We start from the raw sequence: 15,336 nt of genomic DNA on the forward strand, positions 1-15,336 counted from the left end.
GTGTTTAATAATCAACAATCTTTATTAATTAAAATAATTAGTTATCAGATTATTAAATTTTAATGTGTTATAATAGTTGTTTTTGGGACACGGAAAGAGAGAGGTGGAATATGGCGAGTATTCCAGAAGCTTCCGAGCATGATCGCTTAATCGAAGCAACGTATAATCAATCAGATACAAACGAAACTCACGAAGAGTTTTCTTGGGGTAACACAGCTGTTCGAGTTCTAAAGCTCGCTGGCTGGCTATTTTTGTCGCTCCCTATATTTACACTTTATTGGACGGCTGGGCCCATCGCAGAGCATGGGAGTGCAATTGGAAGACATTTGGTTTCAGTTTTCTCCACCACAGAAGAAGAGGATCGAGGAGTCGGAGCTGTGATGCCTGCTCGGTATGGCTCTATTGTCGATACAGATTTTCCTCGTCATGGGATGGGAAATGAGTTCACCTTGAAGTCTGAAGAACGAATCCTGGATGGTTTTGTTGGGGTAGATAGCGATGCAATTCCAGACTCAGTCGTCGAAAGCGGACAGCGACGTGCTGCCTTGAGTGCTGTAGAAAATATCCGTGGAGGTTCTTATACCGAAAAAGGAACCGTCTACACCTACATCGACTTTCTTGAGAGAAAGTACGGAGATCAAGCCATCTTTATTGGAGAGCTTATCGATCCTATGCCAAAACCAAATATTTTCGAAGATAAAATTATCCCTGAAGTTGTGAGAGCGGTAGAGGAAGGAAAGCAGTTTGTTTTTATTCCTGTTGTTCAAGCATCTAGTCGGGACCATATTGTCTTATTCGCACTTAACCTAGAGAATGGAGCAATTGAATATTTTGATCCAAAAGGAAAAGCGCCTGGAGCTAATGAGATACGAGCTCTTCCTGGTGTTTCAGTGAGTGCGTTTCGCAGCATGCTCACTCAAAACCTCTTTGATCCTGTTAGCGAAATCTTTGGAGAAAAAGAGAATCCAGATTTGGTTGAGCTTCGAGATCTGTTGGCTCAAAAAGATCATCACGACATACAAGCAACGCTTAAAAAGCATATTCTCGGTTCTGACAAGTTAAATAGACAGTTTGGGTTTAAAGGGCCTGCGCTTGGACATGCGATATATTCTGTATTTGCCCATCGGAGTCCTTCGATTCCAGAACTCAAGAAGGTTATTGCTGCCTGCCAAAAGGAAAAGATAGGAGAAGTACGAAGTGCTCTTAGCATGGTCTCTACCGCATCATTTCCAGCAGAATTGGAAAAGCAAATGAAATACATGTATCGCTCTGATTTTGATGTTGAGGAACTCAGAACTGTAGCAACAAAAGAGCTAGAGAAAGTACAAAACCTGCAGGATGGTTTATTGCATGCGGTGAGTAGAGAAATCTTACTTCGTGGAAGTGCAAAAAATCCGTACAGAAATGGAACGCAAAACTACTCTTATGGGAGTAAGACTCCTCATCAAGGAAGAGGGGACTGGAAGAACTGTGGGCGCTTTGTGATGCACTTCATGAAAATGCGTCTTGAGCAAAGCTTGCGACCTAAGGACGGGCAAGACTGGTACCGTGATGAAGAACGCGTAGACTTCATAGCGGCTACTGCTGCGGTAAAGAAGTCTAAAGCGATCCAGCAAGAGCTTATAGCGGACTTGTATTAAGATTTAACATATTGAAAGCGAATAAGTTATAAATAAAAGGTCTAAGTTGTTTGTTTTAAACTATTTAAGTTTTTGTTAATCAATTACTTCTTTTTAAAAAATTTATATGTTATAATTTTATTGAAAGGTAAATTTTTTGAGGGGGATCAATATGAATTCGTTTTCAGGGTCGATAGAAAAAAATCATGAATCAGACTATCTCATTCATCAGAATTCGAACACAGGTTTTTGGGACAGCAAACTAGGAAAAATCACAGCAATTGCACTGTTATTACTTGCCTCACTTCCTATAGTCACTGCTCCCATTACACTCTTTTTTGTAATCCAGATTTGGACAGATCTTAATAAAGAAGAGAGCGGTATAGGTTCTACATTCACTGCAAGTGAGACAGGTATTGACTTACTTGATTCAGAGAGAACTCATTTTCATTTAGAACCCTCTACTAATTCGATTATGAGCTCTTCATCAACTACAGATGGCATGAGCACTGGAGTACTTCTTGATAGAGTTGAGTCTTTTTATAAAGAAAATGCTAAAGACGTAAAAATTGTTGTTAGGGAAAACCTAGATGATGAGGCGGCATTTATTTCAGATATTTCACAGATAAAGACGGATGTAGTTCCTGCTGTAAAGGAGGCAATAAGAGGGGGGCAAAGCATCATTTTTATTCCTGTAAATAACGGTGGGCGGATTGAGCTTCTAACGCTTTACTTAGGTCAAACCGGGGAAAGAAGTTCTGTCCATATGTCCTCTGAAAGTTTAAGAACTATTTGGGAGCATTTACAAACTGAATTATCAGAAAGCTTGGAGTGGCCGGAGACACCTGTCGACAATCTTGTGCAAGGTCTAAGAATTAAAGGTTATAGATTTGTTTCTGAACAAACGATTGAAAGCTTAGGCTCTTATTTAGGAAACAGTCACGAAGTAGTTGTAGAAGCTACAAATTTAAGAGAAAACATCCGTCTTAGAGATAGGGTTCGTAGACTTGATGAGGCACTCCGAAATAAGTACGATTTTCTTGTGTTGAAAAATAGCTTAAAAACTGTGATTCCTGAGCGATTACCTTCAAATTTACGTCAGGGTGTGAGAGCCGTCAAAAAAATGGATGAGGATCAATTCTACAAATTTCGAGAGCAGGTTAATGGTTTTGCTCAAATTGTAAGAGTTGAATTAGAGAAGCGTAACAATGAAATTGATCATCAGTCTGATGCAATTGTAGAATTGAGTAAACCTAGCAAATATTTTCATCAAGTATCAAGATTTCATAGCAGGGTGGAAGACCTTCGCGCTAGGATGGCTGATCTTTTACGTTCTTAATATTTGGGTACGCGCTTCACTCCGGAAGGAGTGAAGCTTTATTTTTTGTCTTCTTCTTCCAGTTCTTTGTTCAGATCTTCTTCTCGTTCATCTTCGGTTACGAGCTTGCCTTCCACCCACTCTTTACAGAGGATGTAGACCGCTGCCATGACAAAGAGAATGGGCAGGAGAATCTTCCATGAGATGTTGAATTGGGCGATGATGAAAAAGCCGACGAAGACGATGAGCGTGAGAAGAGTGTCGTGATACCGCCCTTCGAGAAATTGTTTGAGGGCAAGGGGCACTCCAATCACAGCCATGATGCCAGGCCACCAAGCGTCGAGGTACATGATAACAGCGATGCCAATGAGGAAGAGGGCTGATGAAATGGCTTTGGCTCTTTTTTTAGAGGTGAGTGGGTGTGCCATGACTAATTCCTAGTGTAAAATCCGGTGTTTCTTTTTTGTAGCTTTTTTGTGTTTAGGTGACACAAAGGAGCCTTTATTGGCGGAGATAATCGCTTCGGGATAGGCACGCATTTTTTCGATGTGTGTGTAGGGGAAGAACTCAGCAAGCATGTGCGGAGTGTCGTCACCGCGTTCTGCCATTTGGGAGGCGCTGTAGAGGCAAAGGCCGGTGCCTGTTCCGACTCCGTAACCTTCGAAGGAGGCGATGTTGCCTTTAATGCTCACGGTGAAATCATTGCTTTTGAGTTTGGTCTCTCCAATGTGCTTTTGAAGGGTCAGAAAATCGATGTCTTCTGTGTGCACTCCGTCGTGGATGCGGACGGCGTAGACTTTGCTTGAAAAGTGGTCGACAAATAGATCGATGCCAGTAATGCGGTTGATTTTTGCGACTTTAGCGAGGTCTTGAGTGTTTATGGTGAACGCCCAGTGCGTGTCTTTGCGCCCTGTGGCAGCAAAGACCGAGTCCACTCCTTGTGGAGTTGGGGTATTTTTTCTAAAGATCGTTTGGTAGGGTGCCGTTTTTCCGCCGCAATTTTCTGTCCATGCTGAGGGGAACGGTTGGTCTTCGAAGGTCATGACAAGGTGGCGCGTACTGTCAATGGAGCGATCGATTGCGAGGTTTTGGCAAGTGAGACCGACACCTTCGTAGCAGACTTCACTGGCTTCAACATGCCAAAAGGCTTCGTGATTGAAGAGGGCACTATAGTAGGCATCTGTGCGTGCAATGATGGCAACGGCATCTAAAACTGATTCGGGGTAATTGCCATGAAACTTTTGTGGGAGGATGCTTTTTAAGTAATTTTCAACGGTGACTTCATTGATGATGTTGAGCTTTTCTTCCACGTGGTAGATTTCAAGAGCTCCAGAGTATTGGACGCCATTGACGAGGAGTGTTGTGTCTGGACTTGTTGGGATAACCAGAAGTTGGAAAATGCCAAGAAAGTCTTCTCTCCATTTGATTCCCTCTTTATGAGGATAGAGGTAAAACCGTTTGCCTTTGCGGCCGGAGCTGACGCGCTTGCCATTTTCGGGATTGATCACTTGAAATGAGCCGCGTGCTTCGAGGAGGACGCCGGTTGAGTCTTTGTGAAGCAGGACTTTGATAGTTGCCGGCTTTTGATCTTCAGTGGTGGTCGCGACGATATCGGATTGATGAGCCTGTAGAAAAGAAAAGCAAAACAGGCAAGCAAAAAGGGTCAGCAGTGTTTTTCTGAGGTTCATTCTTCGGCTCCTTCTTTAGGTTCGTAGGTGCGGCCAAAATGTTGGAAGGCCATTTGGGTCGCTTCGCGTCCACGAGGGGTCCGTTTGAGAAACCCTTGCATGATGAGAAAGGGTTCGTTCACTTCTTCAAGTGATGACGCTTCTTCGCCGACGGCAGCAGCAATGGTGCCGATACCAACGGGGCCCCCTTTGTGATGTTCGATGATGTGCTGAAGAAAACGTTTGTCCATTTCGTTCAGTCCACGGAAATCGATATCGAGCATTTCAAGGGCTGTGCGAGTCGAAACTTTGTCGAGGCGGTTATCAGTGCGCATTTGGGCGTAGTCGCGGACCCATTTGAGGAGGTTGTTAGCGGTACGTGGGGTGCCGCGCGCACGAAGAGCAATTTCCATGATCGATTCGCGATTGATGTCGACAGTTAAGATTTTTGAGGAGCGCTCCAGGATGTCAGCAATAATTTTGGGGTCGTAGTAGTCGAGGCGGCTGGTAAAACCAAAGCGAGAACGTAGGGGGCTGCTGAGCAGTCCGATCCGAGTGGTGGCTCCGATGAGGGTGAAGCGGTTGAGTTTGACTTGCACGGTGCGAGATTGAGGGCCGGAGTCGAGCAATAAGTCGAGGGAAAAGTCTTCCATTGCGGGGTAGAGATACTCTTCGACATTCCGATTTAAACGGTGGATTTCGTCGATGAAAAGGATGTCTCCTTCGCCGAGGTTGGTCAAAATTCCTGCTAAATCTGCGGGTTTTTCGATGGAAGGACCTGATGTGACGACAAGATTGGTGCCCATTTCTTGCGAAATGATGTAGCCGAGTGTTGTTTTTCCAAGTCCTGGAGGACCATAGAAAAGGGCGTGCCCGAGGGGCTCTTTTCTTTTTTTAGCGGCACCGACGAAAACTTCGAGGCGTTCACGGACTTGGTCTTGTCCAATAAACTCTTTCAGAGAAGTTGGTCGGAGTTGTTTTTCTAGCTTTTGGTCGCGCTGGGCCCAGGAAGATTGAATAAAAGACTGATTCATAAAACACCGTTATCCATAAGCAATATCCACATGAAAAAATACTAGCAGGAAAAGGATTTCGCACGCTATATCTATTCGTAAAAAACCGAAAAAAATAAGCAGGTATTCCGATGACATTAAAATCAGACAAGTGGATTCGCAAGATGGCTCTTGAAGAGGGGATGATTGAACCCTTCGTTGAAGGTCAAGTGCGCTCCGTCGAAAATGAAAAGATTGTAAGTTATGGCCTCTCGAGTTACGGTTATGATCTCCGTGTAGGACCACAGTTTAAAGTCTTCACTAACGTGTACAATTCAATTGTGGATCCCAAGAGTTTCCACGAAGATGCGTTTGTTGACATTGAAGCAGATACTTGCATTATTCCTCCGAACTCATTTGCGTTAGCAGTCAGCGTTGAGTACTTCCGTATTCCTCGTAATATTTTGACTCTCTGTATTGGAAAGTCAACTTATGCGCGTTGCGGCATCATTGTTAATGTCACACCGTTTGAACCTGAATGGGAAGGGTATGTGACAATTGAGATTTCAAACACGACACCTCTTCCAGCAAAAATCTATGCCAACGAGGGAATTGCTCAAGTGCTCTTCTTAGAAGCCAATCAAGTTTGCGAAACGTCTTATGCAGATCGCAAAGGAAAGTACATGAAGCAAGAGGGAATCACGGTTCCTGTGATTTAATCATGCTTAAGGCAAGAGAAAGCAAAGGAAAGGTTCTTTCTTTTTTACTCACCAATTGGTGGGTAGGCGCGTTTATGTTGATGGCAGTCGCCCTTTATGCTCAGGCCCTTTATCAGAAAAACCAGTTAGCGTCTCTTTTGACGAAAAAGGCAGAGCTCCTCAAAAAGGAAAAAGAGCTGGCGACTAGGGATCAAGAGCAACTTGAGCTGCGCATTAAAAGTGAAGAGGATCCCGAATGGGCGTTGCTTGTCTTGAAGCAACGATTAGGGGTCGTTGAAGAAGGTGAAACGAAAGTCATTTTTCAAAAGAGGGCCCAGTGACTCTTGTCTTAATCATCGTTCTCGCGATACTGATTATTGGATCAGGAGTGTTGTCTGCGTCTGAGACAGCACTTTTTTCTCTCTCTTCGATGAGGGTGCGTGCGTATCGTTTTGGAAAGGACCCCCGCGGAAAGCTGATTGGCAAGCTCTTACTTACGCCCCGTAAATTGCTGGTGACGATTTTGATGCTGAATGTTCTCATGAACATTTTGGTTCAAAACGTCGTTTCGGGCCTATTTGGCACGTTTTCAAGCTGGACTCTTACAGTGGGTGTTCCTCTGGCTCTCACCTTGATTTTTGGCGAAGTGATTCCCAAGTCGATTGCCTATCCCATGAACAATTGGATTGCCTATCATGTCGCTCCGTTTATTCGCGTCATGGAGTGGATCGTCAAACCAGTCCGGGACGCTATCACTTTTCTAACAAGTGGGATTTCCCGTTTTTTCTTTTTCTTCCTGAAGCATGAAAAAGAGATCTCTGTTGAAGAGCTCAAGTATGCTTTGAGAACATCCAAAGAGACGGGGACGGTTTCTCAAGAGGAAGCAACCCTTGTACGTGGCTATCTCAATTTGGAAGAAGATTTGGTCAAAGAACTGATGTGTCCACGTGGAGAGGTTCTCTTTTTTGACATCAATGAGCCTCTTTCAAAGTTGGTCCACCTTTTTGTCGACGAGGAGTGTACGCGAATTCCCGTTTGTAACCAATCACTCGAGAATATTCTCGGAGTGATGACGAGTGGAAGCTTTTTTCTTCACCAAAGTCGGATCAACACGACACATGATTTGGTGCCATTTTTGCGAAAACCTTTTTTCATTCCTGAATCGACCCGTTGCCGCTCTGCTTTGAAACAGTGTTATGAAAAAGAAGAGACGATGATGATTGTTGTCGATGAATATGGCTCGATCTCAGGTCTTTTGACATTGGAAGATCTTGTCGAAACTGTGATCGGGCAAATCGCCGATAGGCGCGACCAAAAAAGTCATTACAGTCAGTCCTCACAGGATATCATCATTGCCAGCGGAAAGTTAGAGTTGACCGAGTTTGAAGAGGTTTTTGATTATCACTTAGAAAGTCCCAACAATATGGCGACAGTAGGGGGATGGCTAACAGAGCAATTGGGGGACATTCCCAAGAGCGGAACCAAGTATCAAACTCGTGATTTTTTGTTTCACGTGCTTTCATCCGATGTGAATCGGGTTAGACGTGTTTACATCCGTCGTCTGCGACACGGCAAGAAAAAACCAAAGGAGAAAAAAGGCGATGACTAAGTCGTGGCAGTACTTTCTCCTTTTGCTTGTCATAGCGATCATTGTGCAAGGGTTTTACTCGATGCTTGAAATGGCGTGTGTTTCATTTAATCGGGTTCGCTTGCAATACTATGTGAGTAAAAACAATCGGCGTGCAAAATGGCTTAGCAAGTTGCTCAGTAATCCCGCGCATCTTTTTGGAGCCACGCTGATTGGGGTGAATGCAGCGCTCCAGTTTGGTTCAGAATGTGCGCGGCGTTTGTATTCCTCCTTAGGACTTAATCCCGATTGGTCGGCGTTGTCTCAGGTTTTTATTGTTCTCATCTTTGCAGAACTCGCTCCTATGTTTGCTGCTCGCCGCTATGCTGAAAATGTGACGATGCTTGGTGTTCCGATCATTTACTTCACGTCTATAATTCTGCGTCCCATCACGATGATCCTTGAAGGGATTTGCCGCGCGGTCAATTGGTTCTTTGGTGTCAAAACCCAGTCGGCATATATTTCACGAGATGAGCTCCAACGCGCCATTGAAGAAAGAGATGACACTCCTTCTTTAGAAGAGAAAGCAGAGTTTGATCCTGTTCTCTCGAATATCTTTTCGCTCAAGTCAAAAACTGCAAAAGATTTGATGGATCCCATCAATCGCGTCAAACTCATTTCTTCCGAAGCAACAGTTGGGGATTTACGCTCCATTTTAGGACTTGAAGCAGCGCCATTTATCCCGGTTTTTCACAAGAAAAAAAGCAACATTGTCGCCATTGCGTTTCCACGCGATCTTCTCCGCTACGGCGATGAAATCCGTCTGCGAGCTTACTCTCGCTCGCCTTGGTTTGTGATGGAAAAAAACTCGATTCTCGAAATCATTAAAGAATTCCGCCGCAACAATCAAAGCCTTGCCATTGTCCTTAACCAAGCCGGCCTGGCCGTTGGAGTGTTAACTCTTGATGCCGTCGTCGATGAAATCTTCGGACAGCGTGATGATTGGGTTTCATTTGGTGAGTTCACTCCTGAGAAACATCGCGTTGTCGTTGACCGCTCACTCCCAGGAGAAACCAAGGTTGCAGACATCAATCTTTGGTTCAAACTTTCTCTTCCAGGAGAAGAGGATGAGACGTTGGATGAACTCATGACCCGCTTGCTTGGTCATCGCCCAGAAAAGGGGGAGCCTCTGCGTGTGGGAGATGTCGAGCTCATGGTTGAAGAGACATCGCTTATTGCAGGTCGAACCATTTCTATTCGCTCTATATAATCTAAATTTTAATTAACATGTTAATTAACAATAACTTAAAGTTTGATATAAAAACGTTTTTCTATTATAATTAATAGCGAACAATTAAATTATCTAGGGGGATAAATATGGTACAAACACCTCAAACTGTTCAAACTACTCCAGACACACCCATTGTTGCTCGAGTTGAAGTGAATGCACTACAGTCGGTTTCATTTAATGTTGGGGATCTAGTAAAAATTTTATTTACTGCGATTGGAAATGCAATGTGGTTTATACCATCTCTGATGATCCGGGCGATCAGTGACTGGACCAGTTCTTCGATTGAAATGCATAAGGAAACAGGGGTTCCTGTTGCTTTGCACGATTTGATGAAGATTGTTGAGGAGAAGGCGAAATCAACTGAAGGGATCTACCGAAAGGCGACCTCTTTTGCAGAGCTTAACGCACTCACAGAGCAAGTCTCTCAGGGAAAAACAGATGGAGTTAAGTCAGATATGGATGCTCATCTAGCAGCTTGCAGCATCAAAAAAATGCTTCGAGACATGCCAGCAGAAAAAAAGGTTTTTCCTGCAACCATTCCAAATTTAGAAGGCATGAATGAACAGCAAAAAATCTCTGATGTAAAAACTATTATTGGCTCTTTGACTTCTCAAAAAAAGGCTTTTCTTACACATATGTTAAATCACATTACAGCGGTTTCAAGCCATAGTGAAGTGAATAAAATGACTTCGTCTAATTTGGCTTTGACGTTGATGCCCAACTTGATTCCTCAGTCAACCGATCCTTTGCAAATGATGGCAGACCAGTCAAAGCAAAATGCATTTTTTATGTATATTTTGGAGAATCGCACAACGCTCGGGATTTAATCCTTGGGTTAATTCAGCTATCAGAGCATAATGCCTCCCTTTAGATCTAAAGGGAGGAATCTCTATGAGTTTTCTATGTGGAATGGTCTCTTCGGCCTATCATGGAGCTTGTCGCAATAGTTTCAATGCAACAGTCTCAAGCTACTTTCTCAATTCTGATTGGTTTAAGCAGATGGCGAAGACAGCAGACCTTGCAGAAGAGTACATGCCTCAAGAGCTAGATCCCTGCAAAATGTTCATCTTTGGCGCCGTTGCAGGTGCGACTAAAGGTCTCACAACAGAGCTTCTTGAAGCAACCGATCGGTCGACTCTCAATATTCAAAAAAACTACGGGTTTATCTTTAAAATTTGCGCGCTTGGCGTTGCTTTTTTTACAGCATATAAGGCGACTGCCTACTTTTCTGAGCGGTTGGGGTATCCAGGGGAATTAACGCACTCGGTCATGATGGTTGAGAGTGTTGATTTGATGCACCAACTCCTTTTTTATAAAGTCAAACCCGCTCCGCACCCTCATCCTCACTGGGGAAGACGAGTGTAGCTCTCCGCTGCATCTGAGATAACTTGTGCTGCCTCGATCACTTCTTCTTCAGTGTTCATGCGACTAAAGGAAAAGCGCAAGGAGCAGCTTGCTTCTTCTTTGGAAAGTCCCATATTGAGAAGTACGCGCGAAACTTCCATTGCCCCTGCAGAGCAGGCGGTTGCGTGGCTCGCAGCAATTCCTTTCATATCGAGATGAATCAGCAGCGACTCTCCATCGACTCCAGGAATGCACAGGTTACTGGTGTTGGCAATGCGTGGCCCTGCTCCGTTGATTTGCAGGTTGGGAATCGACTTTATTAATGTCTTTTCAAAAAGGTCGCGTAAATGCTGCATGTGGGCTGAGTAGGTCATCCCTTCTTTTTCTAGCAAAGCGATCGCAGTTGCGAGTCCGACAATCCCCGGAAGATTTTCAGTTCCAGCGCGCAGTTGATTCTCCTGACTTCCACCTAGAAAGAGGGGAGAGAGAGAAGATCCGGAGCGGAGAAAGCAAAAGCCTACACCTCTTGGGCCATGAAATTTATGAGCGGAAAACCCCATCCCTGTGACGCCTGGAGGGATGGTAAAAGGTTCTTTGCCGAGGAGGGCAACTCCATCGAGAATCAGGGGAACGTTTGCATCCTTTGCAATTTTTGCGATAGCATCGATATCGAGTTTCACACCCGTTTCACTGTTGACGGTAGATAAGACGATGAGTTTGGTGTTGGGACGAAGGGCTGCAGCAACTTGCTCAGGTGTGGGTGCACCGCCTTTTCCGGGTGAAAGGAAGGTGACGTTGTAGCCTGCTTGATCAAGCGACTGCATGTTTTCATAGACACAAGGATGGTCAAGGTCGGTCGTGATGAGATGCGACTCTTTGGAAGGAAGAGAGCCTCGGATGAGGAGGTTCATAGATTCAGTTCCACTTGAGGTGAAGAGAATCTCTTGAGGTTTCACTTTAAGGAACCGAGCGATTGTTTGACGAGAGGTAAGAAGAGTTTTCTTTGCTTGTTGGCCAAAAAAATGCACGCTGGAAGGGTTTTGTGGCCCCTTAGTAAGCTCTTGCATCATGGCCTCTGCGACGCGGGGGGCAATTGGGGTAGTTGCGTTATGATCTAGATAAATCCTCTTCATCAACGTGGACACTCACAATAGTAATATTATCATTGCCGCCATTCCTTTTGGCGAGTTCTATGAGCTCCAAAGTGATATCTTTGGGATCTTTCGATTGGCGAAGGATTGAAGAAATTTCTTGGTCTGTGACGCAATCGGTCAGCCCATCTGAACACATCAAGTATAAATCATCGACACTGACTGGTGCAATATGGATTTCTGCTTCGACGTCTCCATGGGTTCCGATGGCCCGGGTGAGCACGTTTTTATAGGGAAAAGGTTTATTAGGCGACTCGTAAAACTTTCCTTGAGAAATGAGCTCATTTTTGAGCGAGTGGTCGATGGTGAGCTGATCGAGCTGACCTTGCCGGTAGCGGTAAATACGACTATCTCCTACATGGCCATAGATGAGGGAACGTTCGTGGAAAAGAAGAGTACACAGGGTCGTTCCCATTCCTGAGTATTCTTTTTTCTTTTTGCCCAAGTGATGGACCCAACTGTTGGCGTTTTCAATGCAGAGCTTTGTAAAAGAGCAAAGGTCAAAAATGTTCCACTCTTTTTCACTCGAGACGAAAAGTTCTTCAACCGAGGAGCAAACAAATCGGACCGCTTCTTTAGCAGCCACTTCTCCTGCATTGTGACCTCCCATTCCATCTGCTAAGGCAAAGAATCCACTTTCATCTAGATAGGACCACACATCTTCATTATTTGATCGGACGAGACCAATGTCTGAAAGACCAAAAGAGGAGAGTTTAAAGGGAAAGTGATTCACTGAGGCTTATCCCCATTGTCTGAAAGAGAAGGGTCGTTAAGTACTCCCATAAAAAGGAGGAGTTTGGTTTTAAGATCGGCAATGCAGTAGAAGAAGGGATGGTTGGCATTAAAAGGTCTAGGGGGCTGATCGGGAAGGGCTGATTTCAGATTGAATTGAACACCTGATGCGGCGGCAGCAAAGATGCCTCCTTCGTCGATTTTTAGAAAGCTTTCGTGGAAAGCATTGCTAATGTAGATGTTTTTTGATCCCGTAATTCCTGAAAAATCTGCGCTTCTTGAAAAAGCGTCTTTCATCCCAATCGAAAGAAAGAAGTTTTTCAGAAAGGATCGTTTGTTGAAGGCAAATTTTGGCAAGCTGATGTTGACTTGTGTGTTTTCGAATTTGTTGATAAGGTCGAGAAAATTCTCGGGGCTTTGCTGTTGCTTGGCGTAAAAGAAGTCAAAGACATCTGTGAGTAGGGTCTGTTTAGGTAGAAAGATGAGCATGGCAAGCTCTGCTTGGTTGTTTTCACTCAGGAGGGGAAGAGCGAGAATTTGAAAGTTATCATCTTCGTAGTACGGGAACATTCCAATTTGATGCATGGTTGGAACGTCTAGTGAAACATTTTTACTTGTTAAAAAGGGTTTAGATTCTGTGAGTTTTGAATTGAAGGGAGAGGCCCAAGGACCTTTCAAAAGGAGTCCATTTGTTAGGAGGAGGACGGTTGAAGGATTGATATCTTGAGGAGACAAAAAGTGATTGATGGCATTGTCGGTTTCTTCTGAGACCCATGCATTGATGGTTTCGACCGCTGTGGTAGGCGCTCCGAAATCAATTTGTTGCACGTCACCGTTAAAATCATCTGCAACCGTTTTTTTGTATGTAGAGAGAACTGTGAGATTGTCATCGATCCACATTCCATTTCCAATTTTGAGCTTATATCCCTGTTCTGATTTGGGAGCGAGAAGGTAGTCAGTAAGCTGTGAAAAAGAGTCTCCTAATTGTTCTTGAGGAAGAGTCATTGAAAGAACTTGAGCCATTTCTTTGGCTGTTTGTCCTCTTGCACCCATGTATGCCATGAGAAGAGACGATTGAATGGAGTAAGGAGAAACGAGGGGGTTATGACCTTTTTTAATGAGATAAAACTCAAGGAAAGCCGCTTGGTTTAAATCGTTGATCAGTGTTTCTGTATTTTTAGAGAGAGTGGATTCAAGGCTGCCGCAAGCTCCGAAGAGAAATACTAAGACGATGAGTAGAGCTCTTTTCATAGAGACCCAGTTAGCTTGAAAATAAAACTATACGAATAACACTTATTGAATTGAATGTCATGTGTAAAGCGATTGGGGCGATCAAAGATTTCCGTTTTTCATAGAGAAAACCGAGGTATAAAGCGAGGGTAAAAAGGGATAAAATGAGGGTGATGTTGCTGATTCCCTGAGTAGGTGAAAAGTGAAAAGCAGCAAAGATGAATGCAGTGGAAAAGAGGGCTTTCACGAAACCAATTTTGGATTTCAGATAGGTTTGCATGAATCCGCGGAAAATACACTCTTCTAAAACCGGAGCTGCGAGAACTGTTGAAATTGTTGCGACTGTAAGGAGAAAGGGGGACTCAGCAGACATACGTATGAACCTAACTGCAATTTGTTCAACACGTGGGACACCAAGTGCAAGATAGGTTAACAGATCTCCAACTTGGTCGACGCAAGCTACGACTGCAAAACTGATCACCCATGTTAAAACCCCTAGACCAAAATCTTTTAGAGCAGAGGGAAAGGTAAAGTTCTCTTTCCAAATGCGTTTGACAACATCTCGGTCTTGGAAAAGGGAAAACATGATCACAAAACAGGTGATGATCATGATTGAAAGGACTTGAGCTGTTGCAATAAAAAGCGCAGGATGGGCCTGAAACGTTGTTTCTAAGGGGCTATAAACGAGGGAAAAGAACTTTAAGGCAAAAGGAACGGCAAAAATGAAGAGCACTAAGTAGAGGAGGATGCCGATAATCGGGTATTGGATACGAGGAGCTGGGAGACTATCATGTAGCTTAAAAAATCCACACCTTCTAGCAATCCATGTAACGACTGCTCCTATGAGAGCAAAGAGCGCCGCGTGTTCGAGGTGCTCTACAACAACATTTTCCAAACGCACTCCATTTCAAAAAATTTAAGGGGTGGTTTGACATCTTTTCACCGTCTTTTGCTCTCCAAAAATCTCGTCTTGTCACATTAACAATGATCTCGATTTTAAGAATGCAAAATTCGCCAAAAATCTAGTCAAACTACCTCCTAAATTGTTTGTAATGAAGTGCTATCTACTCTTTGAAAGGAGAATGTAATCTTCAATCCGTTTAGCGATTTCTTTGGAGAATTGGCTATGAGCCAATCCTAGGGGGCTGATTGAAAAAGTCATTTTTTTCCACTTTTCAGCGTTTTGCTCTGATAGATCAGAAGGCTTGGGAATTAGGTGGCTTTGGTGGATCAGCTCTTGCAATACAATTTCAGGTTTCTCTCCGCGCAGATCAAAGACACGGACACGCATGGTCATGGAGAGTTCACATGAGGGAGTTAGCTTATCGAGAAAATTCTTCTTTGAGGCTTTGGGATGAATGTCGTGCTCCACAAGTTCTGCAAAGACAACGAATTCTTCTTCCCCAAACGTTTTTCCAATCCAGGCGTAGTCGCGAGAGAACGGGTCGTTTGTCTCATTAAGCGTTTCGATCTCGGCATTAATTTGATCTGGGGTGTTGATGTAAAATTGGCTTTGCTTCAAGAACCGTTGACGCAAGTGGTCTGTAAACTCTTCTGAAAGGCTCCAAGAAATTTTAGCTCCGCTTCGGTCAAAAACGGGAACAAGTGCCACAATGGGCTTTGATCTCCCATCATCATAGTAACGTGTAGCTTGTTCATTCACATTTTTTGAACACCCAAAGGAGGCAAGACAAAGGGCGAAAATGAGGCAGAGATTTCTAAACATG

16 protein-coding genes are annotated in these 15,336 nt (G+C 44.0%); 8 read left to right on the forward strand and 8 right to left on the reverse strand.

What is annotated here, in order from left to right; genetic code table 11:
* Window positions 1-110: 110 nt before the first annotated feature.
* Both ACOOFG_RS04910 and ACOOFG_RS04915 read left to right on the forward strand, forming a co-directional pair.
* A complete protein-coding gene (locus ACOOFG_RS04910) occupies window positions 111-1,640 on the forward strand; it encodes a hypothetical protein (RefSeq protein ID WP_420422524.1) in 1,530 nt (509 codons plus the stop codon).
* Window positions 1,641-1,791: 151 nt separating this feature from the next.
* Complete coding sequence (locus tag ACOOFG_RS04915) at window positions 1,792-2,958, forward strand: hypothetical protein (RefSeq protein WP_420422525.1); 1,167 nt, start codon at window positions 1,792-1,794, stop codon at window positions 2,956-2,958.
* 38 nt (window positions 2,959-2,996) lie between these two features.
* Here ACOOFG_RS04915 and ACOOFG_RS04920 read toward each other — a convergent pair whose 3' ends face one another.
* Genes ACOOFG_RS04920 through ruvB form a run of 3 tightly spaced genes read right to left on the reverse strand, consistent with a single transcriptional unit; the run spans window position 2,997 to window position 5,638 of the window.
* Entirely contained in the window at window positions 2,997-3,365 is a 369-nt protein-coding gene (locus tag ACOOFG_RS04920; protein WP_420422526.1) for a hypothetical protein, read from the reverse strand.
* Between the two features lie 9 nt (window positions 3,366-3,374).
* Window positions 3,375-4,625: a SpoIID/LytB domain-containing protein gene (locus ACOOFG_RS04925; protein WP_420422527.1), complete on the reverse strand. Its 1,251-nt coding sequence runs from the start codon at window positions 4,623-4,625 to the stop codon at window positions 3,375-3,377.
* The gene (ruvB, locus tag ACOOFG_RS04930) at window positions 4,622-5,638 is read right to left on the reverse strand and encodes a Holliday junction branch migration DNA helicase RuvB (protein ID WP_420422528.1); all 1,017 of its coding nucleotides are present in this window, start codon (window positions 5,636-5,638) and stop codon (window positions 4,622-4,624) included. The genes ACOOFG_RS04925 and ruvB overlap by 4 nt, the downstream gene beginning before the upstream one ends.
* A gap of 110 nt (window positions 5,639-5,748) precedes the next feature.
* Here ruvB and dcd point away from each other — a divergent pair, with 110 nt between their 5' ends.
* From dcd to ACOOFG_RS04960, 6 genes are all read left to right on the forward strand, one after another.
* Window positions 5,749-6,315, forward strand: a complete 567-nt coding sequence (dcd, locus tag ACOOFG_RS04935) for a dCTP deaminase (RefSeq protein WP_420422529.1) — start codon at window positions 5,749-5,751, stop codon at window positions 6,313-6,315.
* Between the two features lie 2 nt (window positions 6,316-6,317).
* A complete protein-coding gene (locus tag ACOOFG_RS04940; protein WP_420422530.1) occupies window positions 6,318-6,635 on the forward strand; it encodes a hypothetical protein in 318 nt (105 codons plus the stop codon).
* Complete coding sequence (locus ACOOFG_RS04945) at window positions 6,632-7,903, forward strand: hemolysin family protein (RefSeq protein WP_420422531.1); 1,272 nt, start codon at window positions 6,632-6,634, stop codon at window positions 7,901-7,903. Before ACOOFG_RS04940 ends, ACOOFG_RS04945 begins: the two co-directional genes overlap by 4 nt.
* On the forward strand, window positions 7,896-9,131 hold the full coding sequence (locus tag ACOOFG_RS04950) for a CNNM domain-containing protein (protein ID WP_420422532.1): 1,236 nt from the start codon (window positions 7,896-7,898) through the stop codon (window positions 9,129-9,131). The genes ACOOFG_RS04945 and ACOOFG_RS04950 overlap by 8 nt, the downstream gene beginning before the upstream one ends.
* 107 nt (window positions 9,132-9,238) lie before the next feature.
* On the forward strand, window positions 9,239-9,979 hold the full coding sequence (locus tag ACOOFG_RS04955; protein WP_420422533.1) for a Rho GTPase-activating protein: 741 nt from the start codon (window positions 9,239-9,241) through the stop codon (window positions 9,977-9,979).
* Between the two features lie 64 nt (window positions 9,980-10,043).
* On the forward strand, window positions 10,044-10,517 hold the full coding sequence (locus ACOOFG_RS04960) for a hypothetical protein (RefSeq protein WP_420422534.1): 474 nt from the start codon (window positions 10,044-10,046) through the stop codon (window positions 10,515-10,517).
* On the opposite strand, the gene ACOOFG_RS04965 is transcribed toward ACOOFG_RS04960, so the two are convergent.
* From ACOOFG_RS04965 to ACOOFG_RS04985, 5 genes are all read right to left on the reverse strand, one after another.
* The gene (locus ACOOFG_RS04965; protein WP_420422535.1) at window positions 10,496-11,629 is read right to left on the reverse strand and encodes a cysteine desulfurase family protein; all 1,134 of its coding nucleotides are present in this window, start codon (window positions 11,627-11,629) and stop codon (window positions 10,496-10,498) included. The two genes, ACOOFG_RS04960 and ACOOFG_RS04965, sit on opposite strands and share 22 nt — an antisense overlap.
* The gene (locus ACOOFG_RS04970) at window positions 11,604-12,380 is read right to left on the reverse strand and encodes a Stp1/IreP family PP2C-type Ser/Thr phosphatase (protein WP_420422536.1); all 777 of its coding nucleotides are present in this window, start codon (window positions 12,378-12,380) and stop codon (window positions 11,604-11,606) included. The genes ACOOFG_RS04965 and ACOOFG_RS04970 overlap by 26 nt, the downstream gene beginning before the upstream one ends.
* Window positions 12,377-13,630, reverse strand: a complete 1,254-nt coding sequence (locus tag ACOOFG_RS04975) for a serpin family protein (RefSeq protein WP_420422537.1) — start codon at window positions 13,628-13,630, stop codon at window positions 12,377-12,379. The genes ACOOFG_RS04970 and ACOOFG_RS04975 overlap by 4 nt, the downstream gene beginning before the upstream one ends.
* 10 nt (window positions 13,631-13,640) lie before the next feature.
* Window positions 13,641-14,504 (reverse strand): CPBP family intramembrane glutamic endopeptidase, encoded by an 864-nt coding sequence (locus tag ACOOFG_RS04980; RefSeq protein WP_420422538.1) that lies wholly within the window; start codon window positions 14,502-14,504, stop codon window positions 13,641-13,643.
* A gap of 165 nt (window positions 14,505-14,669) precedes the next feature.
* A complete protein-coding gene (locus ACOOFG_RS04985) occupies window positions 14,670-15,335 on the reverse strand; it encodes a CT253 family lipoprotein (RefSeq protein WP_420422539.1) in 666 nt (221 codons plus the stop codon).
* Window position 15,336 lies beyond the last annotated feature (1 nt).

The sequence above is a fragment of the Simkania sp. genome (assembly GCF_965215465.1).
Taxonomy (GTDB): domain Bacteria; phylum Chlamydiota; class Chlamydiia; order Chlamydiales; family Simkaniaceae; genus Simkania.

What these genes read in the sequence shown, in the direction of transcription:
- ACOOFG_RS04950 (WP_420422532.1), top strand. Translation starts at nt 7,896, where the DNA reads ATGACTAAGTCGTGGCAGTACTTTCTCCTTTTGCTTGTCATAGCGATC.
- ACOOFG_RS04925 (WP_420422527.1), bottom strand. Translation starts at nt 4,625, where the DNA reads ATGAACCTCAGAAAAACACTGCTGACCCTTTTTGCTTGCCTGTTTTGC.
- dcd (WP_420422529.1), top strand. Translation starts at nt 5,749, where the DNA reads ATGACATTAAAATCAGACAAGTGGATTCGCAAGATGGCTCTTGAAGAG.
- ACOOFG_RS04940 (WP_420422530.1), top strand. Translation starts at nt 6,318, where the DNA reads ATGCTTAAGGCAAGAGAAAGCAAAGGAAAGGTTCTTTCTTTTTTACTC.
- ACOOFG_RS04920 (WP_420422526.1), bottom strand. Translation starts at nt 3,365, where the DNA reads ATGGCACACCCACTCACCTCTAAAAAAAGAGCCAAAGCCATTTCATCA.
- ruvB (WP_420422528.1), bottom strand. Translation starts at nt 5,638, where the DNA reads ATGAATCAGTCTTTTATTCAATCTTCCTGGGCCCAGCGCGACCAAAAG.
- ACOOFG_RS04955 (WP_420422533.1), top strand. Translation starts at nt 9,239, where the DNA reads ATGGTACAAACACCTCAAACTGTTCAAACTACTCCAGACACACCCATT.
- ACOOFG_RS04965 (WP_420422535.1), bottom strand. Translation starts at nt 11,629, where the DNA reads ATGAAGAGGATTTATCTAGATCATAACGCAACTACCCCAATTGCCCCC.
- ACOOFG_RS04960 (WP_420422534.1), top strand. Translation starts at nt 10,044, where the DNA reads ATGAGTTTTCTATGTGGAATGGTCTCTTCGGCCTATCATGGAGCTTGT.
- ACOOFG_RS04985 (WP_420422539.1), bottom strand. Translation starts at nt 15,335, where the DNA reads ATGTTTAGAAATCTCTGCCTCATTTTCGCCCTTTGTCTTGCCTCCTTT.
- ACOOFG_RS04915 (WP_420422525.1), top strand. Translation starts at nt 1,792, where the DNA reads ATGAATTCGTTTTCAGGGTCGATAGAAAAAAATCATGAATCAGACTAT.
- ACOOFG_RS04910 (WP_420422524.1), top strand. Translation starts at nt 111, where the DNA reads ATGGCGAGTATTCCAGAAGCTTCCGAGCATGATCGCTTAATCGAAGCA.
- ACOOFG_RS04975 (WP_420422537.1), bottom strand. Translation starts at nt 13,630, where the DNA reads ATGAAAAGAGCTCTACTCATCGTCTTAGTATTTCTCTTCGGAGCTTGC.